The organism is Nostoc paludosum FACHB-159, from assembly GCF_014698835.1.
Classification (GTDB): Bacteria; Cyanobacteriota; Cyanobacteriia; order Cyanobacteriales; family Nostocaceae; genus Nostoc; species Nostoc paludosum.
This window is the reverse complement of sequence record NZ_JACJTU010000012.1, coordinates 62623-79614: the sequence shown is the minus strand read 5'-3', so window position 1 is coordinate 79614 and position 16992 is coordinate 62623. Positions and strand designations below refer to the sequence as shown.

At 43.3% G+C, this 16992-nt stretch carries 10 protein-coding genes; 2 read left to right on the top strand and 8 right to left on the bottom strand.

Annotated features, from left to right (window positions below):
• Positions 1-42: 42 nt before the first annotated feature.
• Positions 43-5208, bottom strand: coding sequence for a CHAT domain-containing protein (locus H6H03_RS14460; RefSeq protein WP_190955786.1), 5166 nt, complete (start codon positions 5206-5208; stop codon positions 43-45).
• Positions 5209-5373: 165 nt separating this feature from the next.
• Here H6H03_RS14460 and H6H03_RS14455 point away from each other — a divergent pair, with 165 nt between their 5' ends.
• Together H6H03_RS14455 and H6H03_RS14450 are read left to right on the top strand one after the other, a co-directional pair.
• The gene (locus H6H03_RS14455; RefSeq protein ID WP_190955785.1) at positions 5374-5538 is read left to right on the top strand and encodes a hypothetical protein; all 165 of its coding nucleotides are present in this window, start codon (positions 5374-5376) and stop codon (positions 5536-5538) included.
• Positions 5535-7385: a ShlB/FhaC/HecB family hemolysin secretion/activation protein gene (locus H6H03_RS14450; RefSeq protein ID WP_190955784.1), complete on the top strand. Its 1851-nt coding sequence runs from the start codon at positions 5535-5537 to the stop codon at positions 7383-7385. Before H6H03_RS14455 ends, H6H03_RS14450 begins: the two co-directional genes overlap by 4 nt.
• 106 nt (positions 7386-7491) lie before the next feature.
• Here the strand turns inward: H6H03_RS14450 and H6H03_RS14445 are convergent, their stop codons facing one another.
• From H6H03_RS14445 to H6H03_RS14415, 7 genes are all read right to left on the bottom strand, one after another.
• Positions 7492-8058: a thermonuclease family protein gene (locus tag H6H03_RS14445; RefSeq protein ID WP_190955783.1), complete on the bottom strand. Its 567-nt coding sequence runs from the start codon at positions 8056-8058 to the stop codon at positions 7492-7494.
• Between the two features lie 331 nt (positions 8059-8389).
• On the bottom strand, positions 8390-8953 hold the full coding sequence (locus H6H03_RS14440) for a pyridoxamine 5'-phosphate oxidase family protein (RefSeq protein WP_190955782.1): 564 nt from the start codon (positions 8951-8953) through the stop codon (positions 8390-8392).
• Positions 8954-9044: 91 nt separating this feature from the next.
• Positions 9045-10370, bottom strand: coding sequence for a DUF58 domain-containing protein (locus H6H03_RS14435; RefSeq protein ID WP_190955781.1), 1326 nt, complete (start codon positions 10368-10370; stop codon positions 9045-9047).
• 374 nt (positions 10371-10744) lie between these two features.
• A complete protein-coding gene (locus tag H6H03_RS14430; protein ID WP_190955780.1) occupies positions 10745-12460 on the bottom strand; it encodes a fasciclin domain-containing protein in 1716 nt (571 codons plus the stop codon).
• 880 nt (positions 12461-13340) lie between these two features.
• On the bottom strand, positions 13341-14147 hold the full coding sequence (locus H6H03_RS14425) for a pentapeptide repeat-containing protein (protein WP_190955779.1): 807 nt from the start codon (positions 14145-14147) through the stop codon (positions 13341-13343).
• A 10-nt stretch (positions 14148-14157) separates the two neighbouring features.
• Positions 14158-14796, bottom strand: a complete 639-nt coding sequence (locus tag H6H03_RS14420; RefSeq protein ID WP_096537554.1) for a hypothetical protein — start codon at positions 14794-14796, stop codon at positions 14158-14160.
• A 459-nt stretch (positions 14797-15255) separates the two neighbouring features.
• A complete protein-coding gene (locus H6H03_RS14415; protein ID WP_190955778.1) occupies positions 15256-16539 on the bottom strand; it encodes an aspartate aminotransferase family protein in 1284 nt (427 codons plus the stop codon).
• Between the last annotated feature and the right edge of the window lie 453 nt (positions 16540-16992).

Sequence of the window (16992 nt, the reverse complement as noted above, 5' to 3'; positions counted from 1 at the left end):
AAAAACAAGCTTGTAAATTAAAAAGAGAACTCTGAATTCTTGTTACCAAGGATTACCCACCATTGTGAATCCAGCCCAATAATAAGGATGCATAAATGATTCATCAGCTTCCTCAATACTTTCAGCAGGCAAAGGCAAGTTCCCCACCACTCCCAAACCTTGAATTTGGCCATCCTTTAAGTAAATCTGCCCTTTAACCATAGCTATTTGAGCTTGTCTCAAAGCCTCTGCCTTAATTGCAGAAGTTTTTAAATTCTCATAAAATTTCGTCATCAGTGCTGCTGTACCAGAATCGTTAACAGACCAAAGACTGGCAACACTAGTTTTTACGCCTGCCAGCACTGCTAAACCCGCAAACCCAAGTTCTGACTCTTTGTCGCCCAATGCTGTCCTACAAGCACTCAGCACCATCATTTCTACTTGAGGTTCGTTTAACCGCAACTGGCGTAACTGGTCTAGACGTAACTTGTTCTCCCACAGTTGAATATAGGACTTGCTTAAGCCGCCAGCTACAAAATCGGCATGAGTCGCCATGTGAATAATGCCAAAAGGTTGTTGACGCCGGACAGTTTTGAGATTTTCTAAGGTGGCTTGCTTGTCCAATAACAATTTGCCTTGCCAGAGTTTAGATACCAATGTTGAGATCTCGATAGGAACTGCTGGTAAAGGATTTTGCCCTTGAGTACTAAGAGAAACCCCCAGGGCTAAAATTTGAGATTTTCTAATGTCTGTATACAGTGTGTTGGTTAAGCTAAGACTCGGCATCAAGCCAATACTGTATTTTTCTACTAAAAATTGTTTACCATCGTGAAGTGCTGCCATTGGAGTTGAACGTAAACCAATGTCTGGTAGAAAGACTAAATTGTTAATTTCTCTAGCTTGTAAATCTGCCTCCAGTGGCGCAATTATCCAACGATAAAGTTGTTGAGATGAACGCAAATAAGCAGTACGACGGCGGTTTTGTGGACTTACAATTTGGTCACGAAATTCTTGAGCTACTTGTAAAACTTTGGCTCTAGTAGTTTCTGGAATGCGCTTACGAATAGGGTCACCTTTTCCAGTAACTACAACTATTTCCAGTTCGTCGCTATCGTTTTCTAGTAGGGTATTTAGCTGTTTAGTTCTCTCTGGGATAATCTCCACAGGTACAAAACTGATGTAGATAAATGCAGGTTTTACACCAGTAGCTTTCTCAATTTTGTTAGCAATTTCTTTGGCCTCATCCAGTGTTTTAATTCTGGGATTTGGTATGCCTAAATAATCACCAAAATCATCTGTAAAGTTATCTTCGGGAGTAGGATCGGTATTAATTACAGGGTCACCAATCTTAGGATCGCCTGGGTCAGGATTACCTGGGTTAGGTGGATTGCACTGAAATGAGCAGGGAGGAACCTCAGGGATCTCAGGCTCGGTAGGAATTCCAGGCTCGTCAGGAATCTCAGGCTCGTCAGGAATCTCAGGCACATTGACGTTGATTGCTACCTGTACGGGTTCTGAGGATGAAACCACATCGCTAGCTCTGACTGTGAATGCATTTATTAGCCCTGTGCTATCGGTGGGTGGTGTGTAATTTAGTGTTTCACCTATAGTTAATGTGTCTCCCGCAGCTAAAACCGTATCGCCTCGCCTCAGGGTTCCTGCTTGGATGGCATCAATGACAACGGTGGTATTATCTAAATTGACATCGCTAGTGCTGGCTGTAAATGTGAAGCTCAAGGTTTGATTGACTTGGGCATTGGACGAGAGGGGCGAGTTTGTCGTCAGTGTAGGCGGGGTATTTACAGATGTAATGGTAATGCTGGCTGGCGTGCCACTGGCATCTCCGTTAGTTGGCAAGACTGGAAAACTAGCAGCAGTGATGGTTGCACCGCCTCCGGTATCAATTGTTCCAAATGTGCCATTAATACTTGTTTCATCACCTACGGTAAATGGCACGTTATCCGGCCCACCATCATGTCGAATTCTGACACTACCCCCGGTAACGCTATTAAATCCTTCTTCACTAAAAGGGTTTAATAAAATTCCACGTGTGGTGATGGTAGTACCTGTTCCTGCTCCTTGGACTAGTCCGTTTGCCAGCACTTGCACATCGCCGCCAGCCACAGTACCGTCAACAAGCGAGGTTATAGCCTGTGTGTTGATGCTATTAAAACGAATTGTGCTGCCAGCGCTACTGTTAGTTTGTAAGCTAACGTCGCCACCTGTGGCAGTTTCTGTATCAAATCCGGTGGCGATCGCTTGGCTATTAATGGCTTCATTGACTGTGATATTATTTGTAGTATTTAAGCTGACCGCCCCAGCCGTAGCACTTGTATCACCATCTACTTCCGTGGTGCTTGCTGAGGTGTTGATGCCACCATTAATGGTAATATTATCTGTGGCAGTTAAGGTAACTCCACCAGCTGTACCAGTAAATGTCCCGCCTCCTTGTTTGACTAGAGACGAGTTAATCGCTTCCGTGGTGATACTCCCGCCTGTGGTTGTTGCAACTACATCACCACCCCTACCTGAGCCATTAGCATTATTTGAAGAGGAATTAATAGTACGCGTGAAAATGTTGCTGGCGGCGCTCAAATTTACTGTTCCAGCATCGCTAATAGTAATACCACCATATCCAAATCCAAAAAACCCATCAATATTACTAGTGTCGAGGTTATTGAGGGTAATTCCACCATTAGTACTTTGCACGGTAATATTACCTGCTGAGTAGCCCTGACCGCTGGCAATAATGTTGCGCGCACTAATGTCACCAGTTGCAGACAAGGTGACATTGCCACTATTGCCACCGGTTCTACTTGTATTGAGATTTCCCAGTGATAAGCTAGTTCCAGAAAAGTTAATGGCTCCTCCTGTTGTCTGGATGGTGTTGGTGGGGTCAACAAAATTTACAGAACCAGTTTGTGAAGTGAGGGTGAAGCTACCACCGCCCAAGCTTAATGTCGCAACACCAGCGGCGGTAGTGACTGTGGGTGTCGCTCCAGTGATATCATTGATGGTAATATTGCCTGTGGCTTGTAAGTTGATATTTGTACCAGACGCGGCGATCGCACCCCATGAAACTGTATTAGCCCCAATATCTGCATCGCCAAAAGCAATGTTGTTAGCTGTGCCATCAAAAGTACCTGCTCCACCATCGATAATAGTCAATGTGCTGGGGTCTAGCAATAATGTGCCAAAGCTACCATTGGCGGCTGAAGTATCTACCACACCGTTGAAGGTCAAGAAATTTTTGCCTGATACTTCTACAAAACCACCATTGCCAGAATTTGCTCCTCCACGAGCTGAAATGTTACCAAAAAATTGGGTTGTGTCGTTCCCCCAAACAATCACCTGTCCACCATTTCCATTCAAATTACTATCGGCATTAATTATGGAGTTGGAGTTAACATAAGTCTGCTGTGCATTGGGCAAAGTTCCCTGACCCTGGTAATCACCACCAATTAGTACAGTACCGCCACCATTGGTTCCAGAGGCGTTAATATTGGCATCAATTACTCCGACTTTCGTACCCAAAGCTGCTACTGTCCCGCCTGTTTGATTTGATACATTTACTGTGCCAGAAACAATGGTTGTACCTGGAGTTGCCGGAATTTTGACGTTAGAGCCTGTTAGTTGTACAGTGCCATCAGTATTGGCAGTTAACCCAGTGTTAGTATTACCAACGGTGAGCAATTCTGGTAAAGATGCAATAGGAATTGTCCAGTTATTGGGCTGGTTGTTACTAGAGGCGAGGGGCTGAATTTCCAGACTCAGCACATTTCCTGGCTGACTGAGGCGCACCCAATTTTGACCTGGTACGGATGTGATGGTAATTTGTCCTCCTGGTGCTGAAACTTGCCCAGTGTTGACTACCGTACCGCCCAATAAATTCAAGTTCTGCCCCGTACCGACTGCCAAATTTCCAGCATTCACAATCGCTCCCGGTTGGCTAGTACTAAAGGCAAATCCATTAGGGTTTCCCACTAAAGCACTGTAATCATTGACACCTATTGCATTAAACCAACTGCTGCCAAAACCGATGCCGTTGGCTGTGGTCACCGTAAAAGCACTAGGTACATTTAAGCTGGCGTTTGCTCCAAAAATAAATCCGGCTGGATTCATCAAGAACAAGTTAGGGTTACCACCAGTTACCTGAATTAAGCCATTGATGATGGAAGGATCGCCGCCTGTGATTCTACCAAGGATATTTTGTAGGGCTGGGCTGGCTTGAAAGTTGGCGATTTGTTCTGGTGAAATTCCAAATTGTTGAAAGCTGTGGAAGAGATTAGCGCCATCACCAGAAGTTGTACCACCAGTGATATTAAGTTGATTGCCGTTGGGAGTCACAATTGTGTTTGTACCATCAGCAGCAGGAACAATTTGCTGTGCTTGGGCTAATTTGGGACTGATGGTACTCAGTAGGGGGGCAAAAACTAGTATTGAAGCAGCGATACTGGAGAGTAAAGATTTTTTGCGCCGCAGGATAAAGCGACCTGTGGAAAATTCTACATCGATTTGTAACTTATTTGCTAATCCACGTCGCCAAAGTGCTTGGGCGATCGCTTTTTTTGACCAAAGTATTTGTTCGGTTTTTCTATTAACAGAGATGCTTTGAGAATGAATTCGGTAGAAGTAGAGGGGCTTTTTAACTCGCCGCACTTGGGTAACTTCGGAAAGCCTCAAACACAAATCGTAATCATAAGCAGTAATATTAAAAGACCCGTTGACACCTCCCACTCGGTCGTAAACGCAACGACGCATAAGACGGAAGTGGAAAGTCATGAAGTTTACCAACAGACCTTCTTTTGAGTAGGGGATGTCACAGCGATGACCGTAACCGATAACCTTCCCCTCTGCATCGATATTTAAGTAGTCAGTGTAAACAAGTCCCGTTTCTGGGTGGCGATTGAGGACTGCGGCGGTTTCGGCTAAAGCGGTAGGTGCGAGGATATCATCACTGTCAACTATACCGATGTAACTGCCAGTAGTTTGGTTTATTGCTGTTTTGCAAGCCGCAGCAACTCCTTGATGCTCTGCTTGGATTAGCCGTACTCGCGCATCTTGCTGAGTATATCTTTCCACCATAGCCACTGAAGCATCTGTAGATCCATCATCCCAAATTAGTAGCTCAAAGTCTTGCCAGGTCTGGGCTAAGACACTGGCGATCGCTTGTTGAAGGTAAGCCTCCCGGTTGTAATTAACGATGACAATGGAAATCAGTGGTGACATCGAAGTAATCCAAGTTTTCTACCTAATTACCAGGATATAATGCTCAGGGCTTTCACTTAGATAATCATTGCTGTTTATTATTTTTTAGTTACAAATTTTCTTAAATTGGCATGTCAGAAATATGATATTCAAATATTGATGCACCTATATATATGGGCATGGGGCATGGGGCATTGGGCATTGGGAAGAGGACACGGAGACACGGGGACACGGGGACACGGGGAAAGACTTGTTGCAATTTGTCTCCTTGTCTCCTTGTCTCCCTCATCTCCCCATCTCCCCAGTCTCCAGTCCCCACTCCCCAGTCTCCTAAAAAGCGAAAAGCAATGAGAAAAGGAACAGAAACTAGTGTTAAGCCTAAAGCAATGACTCAGCCAAGAATTTTGTCTGTTTCTCATCAATTAGACGCTTGGCAAAGTCTAGCAATTAGTAAATTGAATCAGCACAGTTTCAGTTTCAAGTGTGGCTTGTTAATTCTACCTGTGGTCTGGATTGTAACTGCAAATGGACTCACAGCTAGAGCTAATAACTTTACACCAAAGTCCGATGGAGATAATAGTTACCCAGAGTTACAAATCGTACAGGAAACAGCACCTTCCCCGGTAACTGAGCCTAATCAACCAACACCAAACCCCGAATCATCGCCAGCCCAACCAGAAACACCACAACGCATTCGAGTTCGTAAAATTCAGGTTGTAGATAGCACGGTTTTTAGTGAAAATGACTTGAATGCAGTTGTCAAGCCGTTTGAAGAACGAGAGTTGACTTTAGAAGAAATCAAACAAGCAGCAGACGCCGTTACCCAACTTTATTTAAATAAAGGTTATCTCAATTCCAGGGCGGTTCCAGAGACTCAGCAACCTAGTACCACCGATGGAATTGTGGTCATTCGCGTCATTGAAGGGCGTTTAGCTGAGATAGACATCCAAGGAACGCGGCGTTTAAACCCATCTTATATTCGTAGTCGCATCGAATTAGGTGCTGGCGTTCCTCTGAATATTGGCAAGTTGGAAGACCAACTAAAGCTATTGCGACTCGATCCTTTGTTCACAAATGTCGAAGCACGCCTGCGTCCTACCGGTAAAGTCGGTCAAAGTGTTCTGGTTGTGAGAGTTGAAGAGGCAAATCCTTTAACTGGTAGTTTGGGTGTAGATAACTATTCGCCTCCGAGTATTGGTGCAGAAAGATTGGGTGTTGAACTGCGCCATCGTAATTTAACTGGGATGGGAGATGAGTTAGCAGGCTATTATTTTCACTCGTTCACAGGTGGTTCCGATATCTATGATTTTAGGTATCAGGTTCCTGTCAATGCGATGGATGGGAAGATACAAATTAGAGCTGCTTTTAATCGTAATAGAATCACTGAAGCGCCGTTTGATGCCTTTGGAATTCGGGCAAACCAAGATCTTTATGAAATCAATTATCGCCAACCATTGATGCGATCGCCACGACAAGAATTTGCCCTATCTTTAGGATTTAGCTATCAAGATGGTCAAACTTTTCTCTTCGATAACCTTGCAACTCCCTTTGGTATCGGCCCCGATGTTAATGGAGTTAGCCGTACCAGCGTTATTAAGTTTGGTCAAGACTATATCAAACGTGAACCCCAAGGTGCTTGGTTTTTGCGATCGCAATTTAATTTTGGCGTTGATATATTAGATGCCACAATCAACAATGATCCCATACCAGATGGTCGCTTTTTCAGTTGGTTGTTTCAAGTACAGCGCGTCCAGCGACTCAGCAACGACCAATTATTGCTCGTTCAAGCAGATTTACAACTAACACCAGATAGTCTGTTACCTTCCCAGCAATTCGTCATTGGCGGCGGACAATCAGTCAGAGGATATCGTCAAAATGTCCGCTCAGGGGATAATGGATTTCGGGTAGCGATCGAAGATAGAATCACAGTCCAGCGTAATGAATCTGGATTATCAACGATTCAACTAGCACCATTTGTTGACATGGGAGCAGTCTGGAATAAATCTAATAATCCCAATCAATTACCCGATCAAACTTTTCTGATTGGCGCAGGTTTAGGATTATTGTGGAATGAAGCCTTTGGCATTGATAATTTAAATTTACGACTCGATTATGGATTTCCATTCATCGATTTGAGCGATCGCGGTAATAATGTTCAAGATGATGGTTTTTATTTTAGCCTGCGGTATCAGCCGTAATGGGGACTGGGGAAAGGGAAAGGGGTAAAGGGAAAAGGGGAAAGATAAAATTTATTCCTTTTCCCTTTTCCCTTTAACCTTTTCCCCTGCTTCCCCATGCCCTTTTTCATTTTTTATATAAAGCGCGATATTCCCAAGGATTGACAAATTTAGTATCACTCCAAATGCCAATCCGTTGTTGTTTGGCTTGTGCTTCGGCTTGTTGAATTAAGTCTTTACTAGGACATTTATTTAAATAGGGACGATATACTTTTGCTAAGCCTTCTTGTAATAATACTTGTTGGATGAAAGTGCCATTTTTTAAACGAACTTCTGCGACTTTACGTCCATAACGATCGCTATCTGTTATATTCAAGGTGACGCGTTCGCCTCCTTGCTGTACCAGTTGTTGTACGCGTTCTTGAGCTTTGACACCCCAAGTAAATTGATTGCGATCGCTACTAATTTTACTCTGTTTTTCTTTATTGGTATGAGCTATTTCTGGCGCATCTACGCAAGCAAAGCGCACGGTAACATTTTTACCATTAGCATCTTTTACTACTAAAGTATCACCATCACTCACTCGTTCAACCACATCTCCAGAATTATTAATAAAGCGATCGCAGCCCATCAAACCCAAAATTATGATAGTTGCACAAAGCCAAAATCCCACTACTTTAATTAATTTTTCCATCTAAACGTACCAAATTAGAGGTCAAAGCCCTTCGGCGGGGAAAAGGGAAAAGGGGAAAGGGAAACATAAACCCCATATCTTAATTCGGCGGGGAAAAGGGAAAAGGGAAAAGGGGAAAGGGGAAAGGGGAAAGGGAAACATAAACCGCATATCTTAATATAGGGGCTTGTAATATAGACGCCTTATACCTAGATTGCTTGCAATCTAGGTATAAATTTTTTCTTTTTTTACATAAATAGAATTTCGGGGCTTGTATCCCTTTCCCCTTTGCCCTTTCCCCTTTACCCCTTCCCTTTCTTGGTCATTTATAAAGTAAAAATAAATCATTTCCCTATTCCCTGCTATAACTTTTGACATGCTCTCCGAGAGATTGCAAACATATCTGATTTTTTGTATCTATTAATTGATTACCAAAAGGCAATCGTTCGCCAGTCACCCAAGCTTCTTGAGGTTGACACTGATATATTCTGCGGGGTGAATCATTTAAATAATCCGCGGCTGTGCGATTGTGTTTTCTCTTGGCACGATTTAGAAGTAGCTTCAAAATCTTTTCTGTTTCCTCTGGCTTTAATTCTGATGCTGTTCCATAAAAATACAAACCATCTGCCGTACCTTCAGAAATACTCGAATTAAAAATAGCGATCGCTACCTTCCCAGCATTACTATATAAATTCTGCGAATGCTTCGATTCAATAGCCGAACTCCAATAAATATTGCACTTTTCATCATAGGCAAAAAATACAGGTGACACCCAAGGGTAACCATCAAAAGAACAAGTAGACAAAGTGCAATAAATATTATTTTCCATAATCCCAAATCCTTTCGCGATCGCTTCTGGATTTTGGAAATCAATTGTATTCACCCATCGATTCGTAACACTCGCAGATTCCAACATAGCCCTCCAAAAAACTCTGTCTTGAAAAGCTTTGAGCGCCGGAAGCCGGCGCTCAAACTTTTCGCTGCGCCCCTTTGCGTTTCAAAACATTTTAAAGTTGATTCCGCGCCTTCAATTGCAGATATCGTTCAACCAACTCATCCGCAATTTGATTTGCTGGTGCATCTAATACTAATACACCTTTTTGTTTCAGTTGAGCAAATGCCACTTGTCGCTGTGCCAATAAATCTAATGACACTGCACGCACATAAGCATCTGTAACATTTTCACTAAAAGTATGTGCCAAACGATCTACTTGGGGATCTCGCAAAGTCACGCAAAATGGCAGATAGCGGGGTGCTAACTTAGAAAGTGCAGCCAGCAATTCCATAGAAGCCGTCACATCAACTAAATCAGTAATTACCACCACCAGCGCCCTACGAGTTTGTCGCTGCACAACATTTGTCACCGCGCCCAAATAATCAGATTCAAATAACACCGGTTGAATTGGAGTCAGTTTATCAATTAACTGATTCAAATGAAGTTGACCGCGTTCTGGGGGAATCCACGTATGCATCTGGCGGTCAAATACACCAACGCCAACGCGATCGCCTCGATGCAATCCTGCCAAAGCTAACGATAAAGTTGCATTTAAACCCCAGTCAAATCGCTGTAAACCCTGGACTTTTGCCGTCATTAACCTGCCGCGATCGAGTAAAATCAGCAAAGTTTGTTCCTGTTCTGGTTCCAGAACCCTCACCAATGGCGGTGAGTTACCATAAGCACCAACTCGACGGGCGGTAGCTTTCCAATCAATAAACCGCAAATCGTCGCCAGTGCGATAATTCCGCAGTTCGGCAAACTCTGTACCGATACCCGTTTGCCTAGCTTGGCGCATCGATCCCGATGATTGCAGTGTCAGGCGAATTGTCAGCGATCGCAACCCGATTAAATCGGGATAAACTTTCACTGGCAGACTTTGTAAAATCTGCCAATCATCCCAAGCTAACCCCCAAAGTCCCAATTGTCTGACTTGAATATTTCCCCAAGGAAATTCTCCCCGTTGTGTCGGGTTAACGGTATAAGTTAATTCCTGGGTGCTGTTACTAGGAATAATCGCCTGTAGTCCAGGTGCAGATACGCCAAAACCTGTTGGGTAATAGTCGCGGATTTGAATTTGAGCGTTGGCTTTTTGCGACGTTACTTTTAATACAACTGGATTATCCCGCCCAATGGATAGCCGTGGTGGTAATTCGCGGGTAATTTGCACGCGATAACGCCGCACCTGCAAACCATCTGCAACCATTAATAGGAGAACTAAAACATCAAATAACAAAGTTATGACGATGCTTGCTTTAATGGTGACAAAAAAGGATAGGATAAAGGCGATCGCAATTCCTAAAACTAATAATAAATAAACTCGTTTAGAAGGAACCATTTTTTTGAGTCAGGCAATTTTAGATTTTAGATTTTCTATTGATTCCAAGGATAAATCCGCTTGCTCTCTACCATAAAGGAATCATTGGTCAAAGGTAGAGAATTTTCAAAAGAAGTTTAAATTTTAGGTTAGCACGCTATCAACGCTTGTAGGGGCGCACAGCTAGCTGTGCGCCCCTACAATGATTGCTGTATATTCTGTGTTAGGGACTTCCAGATAAAAAAATATACAACTTTTCTTGTGGGGTGGACATCTTGTCCGCCCCTGTTTACGGGCGGGCGAGACGCCCACCCCACAAGAGTGGATAATTTATTTCTTGGTAATCCCTTAGCAAAAAAGGCGCCCTTTGTTTGGGCGCTCATATTTAGTAATATTTAGAAATTGTAACCAACGCCTAATAGCAAACCGACATCAGTTTCATCCATGAAAGCTGCATTTACAGCACCTGTAAGGGTGAACCGAGTACCTAGAGGAACGTCTACACCACCAGTGAGCAATAATCCAAAATCAGTGTCGAGATTAGCTTCAATGGCTACGCCTGCGCCCAGGTAAGGAGCTATACTAAGAGTTCGTTGGCCCACGGAACCTGCTGCACGTGGAGTGAAATCATAAGTCAGGGGAACCAGAAATACTGTATCGTCGCCAAACAGCACTGATGGTCGTACTGATATGGAGTTTGTCAGACCCAGTTTGCTGATGACTGTAAAGTTACCTTCGCTCAAAGCTGTATCGCCGCCACTCAAACCAATGTTACCAGCAACCCCGATATAACTTCTACCACCACGAGTAGCTCTACCTACATCAACACCAGATGTTCCACCATCAGCATTGCCTCCATTTTGGGGCTGATTTAACTGACTGAGATTAATATCAGGCGGGATGAGGACTTGGTTAATTGCATGGATAACACCGTTGCTAGCTGGGACATCAGCTTGGATGACTCTAGCATTATTGACTGCGACTTGATTGTTAGCGCGATCGATTTGAATATTTACAGGTCTTTCTTCAAAGGTTTTCAGTTCGCCGTTTGTGAGTTGGCTAGCAGTTACCGCACCAGGAACTACGTGATAACTCAAAATCTTCACCAATGCTTCTTTGTTTTCTGGTCGCTGCAATTGTTCTAGGGTAGAAGCAGGTAAAGCGGCAAATGCATCGTTAGTGGGAGCAAAAACTGTATAAGGGCCGGGCTGTTGAAGAGTTTCTGCTAAACCGGCTGTTTTTAACAAAGAAGTCAGTGTTGAAAAAGAGTTACTGGATGCAGCCAGAGAAACAATGTCGTTACCTGTTTGATTGCCAGTACCAACTCCACCGACAACATACTGAGCCGCTGGCAGATTGCTAGCAATGGGTTGCAAACGTCCCTGTCTAACTAAAGCTTGATATAAAAGTGCTGCTGCTTCAGCACGAGTTAGAGATTGTTCGGGATTGAGTTGTTTAACATCTGGGTAGTTGACAACAAGATTAGCTTGTGTAGCTGCTGCTACGCTATTAACTGCATAATTTGGGATAGCTGAAGCATCACTGTAGGAACTATTGAGAATACTTGTATCGCTAGCAGTCAAGCCCAAGCCATTGCTGATAGAAACGATCGCTTGTACCTTGGGTATTTGTTGATTTGGTCTAAATACATTCCCAGGATAACCGGACAAAAACCCGATTTCGTAAGCGTTTTGAATTGCCGCAGCTGCCCAGTAGCCAGCAGGAACATCACTAAATCCACCCGCACTCAATTGGCGAATTCGGTTTTGGTTACCGAAAGCCTTTTGAATTAGGGCGGCAAATTCCGCACGAGTCACAGATTGATTTGGCCTAAAGCTGCCATCAGGGAACCCACTAATTACATTATTGTCAGCTAGAGCTTGAATAAATGGACGTGCCCAGTAATCTGAAGTGACATCTGATAAATTAACTGTTGAAGTTGGTGATGGCGAAGTTGGTGATGGTGTAGCAGATGGAGATGGGGTGGTACTGGGAACAGTATTTTGAGATGAAGCTGGTGTAGAAATTACGATGGGAGCTACTGTAGCAGTTGTCATTCCAAAAACTAGCAAAGCTACTCTTAGTGATGACCAGCGAAACAGACTAAACATTACAATATCCTCCAGAAAAAAAAAGTGGCTGAACGGGGCAAAAGACAAAAGGCAAAAGGCAAAAGGCAGAATTCAACAAAAGTGTGCATTGAACGCTAGTTTTACTTTTTACTTTTTGCTTTTTATGGGATTTTTCCAGAACCGCAGATAACACTAAGAATAAAAAGAGATACTGTGGTCATCTGATATATTGCAATAATAAAGACAGGTGTTACAAGTGGTACATTCGGGCGATTTTATCATGCATAGAATCGCAGTTAAGGGCTATATTAATTGGCGTTTACTAGCCGTGTCTTTATGATTGCCGAGAAAGGTGAATAGGGTCAAGCTTAATGCATCATGATATTTATTAATATTTAATAAAGGGAAATTTGTATTGGCGGTATAAGTAGTATTTTTGAGCTATTAACTAATTTCCGCAACTAACTAATGGCTGTAATTTGGGCTAAATCTTTCACTCTTTAGATAGTTGTCGTTAAAGCTAAATTTAATAGAGCTAAAATGGAAATCAGCGATCGCAATCAAAATTTTCGACGAGCGATCGCAGATTTTTGACTAGAGATTAAATAATAAACTAGGTCTTAAAACCAAGTATAGTAATTCGATTTTATTTTTGAATTTATAGCAATTTACAATTGAATAGACTACAGTAGGGGCGCACAGCTGTGCGCCCCTACAATGATTTGATCGGGACTTACGCACAGCTAACGGAAAATCGAACCACAGAGGCGCAGAGGTCACGGAGAAATGAGAGTTTTAGAGATATTTTGCGTAAGTCCTATTGATTTTCTTTCGGTGTATTCCATTCAATTGAAAACCGCTATAAATATTGTTTTAGGTTAAATCCTTCATAATTCATAATTCTGATATATCTTGTTAACTAATCGTGCTTTGAAGAGTCAGGCATAATTGCTTCTTGAAAATTCACACCGCTGAGATTAGCTCCCCTCAAGTCGGCTCCTCGGAGGTTCGCTTTTCTCAGATTTGCCCCTGCCAAATTCGCTCGTCTGAGGTTAGCCCAACTCAAATCTGCTTGGCTTAAGTCTGCCTCATTTAAGTTAGCAGACAACAAGTATGCGCCACTCAGGTGAGCCTTAGTCAAATTAGCTTTATACAAATCAGTTTTGTAAAGATAAGACCCCAACATTTCCGCCTCGTATAAGCTGGCTTCGCTCAAATCAGCCCCAATCAAGTTAGCTTCAATGAGGTTAGCAAAACAGAGGTTAGCTCGAATCAGTTTTGCCGCATCTAAATCCGCATCTCTCAAGTTAGCGTTTTTTAAGTCGGTGCCAATAAGATTAGCATTAACAAGCCCAGCACCTCTAAGATTCGCCTCACTCAAGTCAGCACCAATAAAATTGCCATCGCTCAGATCTGCCTGTGAAAGTGTAGCACCGCTCAAGTTAGCAACACTGAAGTTAGCAGAACTCAAATTAGCTTCAATCAGCAAGGCTTTGTAGAGGTTTGCGCCGCTGAGTTCTGCATTGCTGAGGTTTGCCCGCACAAGTAAAGCATTAGCTAAATCTCCCTTGCTCAGATTTACCCCTTGGAGGTTTGCACCTCTAAGGTTATCCCCTTGCAAGTTCGCCAAGCTGAGGTCTGGTTGAATATCGGGATTTTTCTTTCTCCACTCAGTCCATATAACTGCACCTGCTTTGAGTAAACCCAGATGCTCTCGATTTGCCATTTTCTCTCCTTTACTCCTGACGCCCACTTTGAGGATTTCGACCAGGTACGCTTTCAATGGCCGTTAATGCTCCCGCTGCACCTGCTAAGATATCTCGTTCTTCTCCACCCAAGTAAAGCCTTCCAAAACTGCCTACGGCTTGCACTTCAAGAATGTTAATCGATGCCGATTTTTCGGCTTCATTTGCAGCCAAGGCGGCATAAGCAGCAGGTTCTACTTCTAATACATATAGAGTTTGCCCTGCTAATAAAAGCTGTCCCCGGCGCGTGCGATTGATAAGTTGTGTTTGGTAAGCATCGATGTTGCGAATAATTTGGCTGGAAACAACACGCGGTTTGAGACATTCTTCTCTTCTGACTCCCAGTGTTGCTAAAATGGCTTGACCTGCGGCTCGCGTTTCACCTTGGGAGCCAGAATGAACTTCTAATAGACCATATAAGCGTTCAACTACCTGTACTCCCGGACGCACAGAAGCAGCTTTTAGGGCTACGTCTGTAATTTTATTAATTTCGATACCAGGTGAGATTTCAATCCACAACGATGTATCTCCTGGCAATGGTAAGAAACCTTGGGCTACTGTTCCCATATATGCTGCATGTTGAGGTTGCAGGCTGTCGAGAAACACGAAACTGCGTAGTTCTATTCCCAAGATTTTGCTCTCCAGTCATGAGGAAAAGGTTATCTAAGTAAGTCGGCATAAATAATTATCGTTGGAATCAGGCAATAGGCAACTTGTACTGAGCTAAGTCGAAGTATAGGCAATAGAAATAAGGGTTTTTGCCTAGTTTATTTTTCTGTGCCAACTTATCTTATTGCACGATATCAGCGTCCAATTTGTGGTATTTTAGCCACAAATGAAGGATGAGAAAACACAAAGTAGAAAAATTTTGCTGTCGATAAATTTTACACCGGAGAACTACCTGTTAATGAAAACCGCCTTGATAATTGTACAAGTTTTCTCGGAAAAAATAAGTAGAAATAGCAAGAGGAAAGCTCAATGAACTTTCCCCTCTACGTTTAAGATGTTGGCACTTAAACTGATATTTAGAAACACAACAGTAGTTGATGTGTTGTATCCAAGTAAGAAACACTAAATTTTGCAGGTTGCTTACTTTGTAGCGATCGCCATTGCTTTATCTACAGCTTGCAAAGCAGTATTTACTTCGGCTTCTGTGACAATCAATGGTGGCACAAATCGGATGACTTTTGGCCCGGCTGGTACGAGCAATAAACCCTCGTTGATGGCAGCATTGACCACATCGCCTGCGGTTAGCGCAACCTCAGCTCGTAATTCTAAACCATTGATTAAGCCCCAACCCCGCACTTCACTAATGCGATCGGGATATTTCGCTGCGATCGCTTTTAATCCAGTTCGTAACTGTTCGCCTCTGTCTTGGACATTTTGCAAGATATTTTCCCGCTCCAATGTTTGGCAAACACTCAGTGCAACACCGCAAACAAAAGGATTGCCACCAAAAGTACTAGCGTGTTCTCCTGGTTGAAAAACATCGCAGAATTTTTTGCTCATCATTGCACCGATGGGGATACCGCCGCCTAAGCCTTTAGCACTGGTGAAAATATCGGGTTCTACGCCCAGATGTTCGTAACCCCATAACTTACCACTGCGACCCATGCCAACTTGCACTTCGTCAAAAATCAGTAAAATTCCGGTTTCGTCGCAAATCTGCCGTAACTTTTTGAAATAGGCAATGTCTCCCGGACGCACGCCGCCTTCTCCTTGCAAAGGCTCAATTAAAATCGCTGCTACACGATAATCGCCTTCATCCAACTCACTAACCGCCACTTCCACAGAGTTAATATCGTTGTAATTTACGTAATGGAACCCAGGCATTAAAGGATCGAAGTATTTTTGATACTTTGGTTGCCCCGTGGCAGTAATGGTTGCTAAAGTCCGGCCGTGGAAACTGGCATTGGCGGTTAAAATAATCGGTTTTTCAATGTCTAATACCGTGTGGGCATATTTTCTGGCTAATTTAATTGCTGCTTCGTTAGCTTCAGCTCCAGAGTTGCAGAAAAAGACGCGATCGGCACAGGAATGTTCAACGAGCCATTTTGCCAATTCACCTTGTTCGGGAATATAGTACAAATTAGAGACATGGTGCAGCTTTTGGATTTGGCGCGTCACCGCTTCTACCATAACTGGGTGGGCATGTCCTAAAGTACAAGTGGCAATTCCCGCCACAAAATCCAAATATTCGCGCCCCTGTGTATCCCAAACCCGACACCCAGCACCCCGTTCTAGGGCTAAGGGAAACCGCCCATAGGTAGACATGACAGCTTGATTAAAGCTATCTGTATTAAACGGACTCGGTGTTATAGACCCTGAATCTGGGGGGATGGTGGTTTGTTCAACTAGAGTTTGTAAGCTCACTACCGCTCCTCCTGCAAGTTTTTCATCATATAGTTATTTACTAGTTTCCTAGAAATCTCAAAAAATTACTTTTTATTCTCCCAAAGCCCGATCGCTTCGTGAACCCCCGACAGTTTTGACTCCAATTAACTAGGGGCGATCGCTTGACATCATATAAGTAATTTAACGGGCACGTAGGATTTTACGCAAGCTTTTGCTGTGTATAGGCTTTGTCTGCTTTTTGGTCGAGAATCTAGCTAAGGTACACTAGACCTGCCTTCAAAATAGGGACTGGGGACTGGTGACTAGGAAAGAAATATTTTCATTCCTTCGTTGTGAATTGTGTTCATGGAGTCTGCCTTGAAAATAGGGACTGGGGACTGGTGACTAGGAAAGAAATATTTTCATTCCTTCGTTGTGAATTGTGTTCATGGAGTCTCTTGCAAAAGTACCTAACACCCCACCCCCAACGCC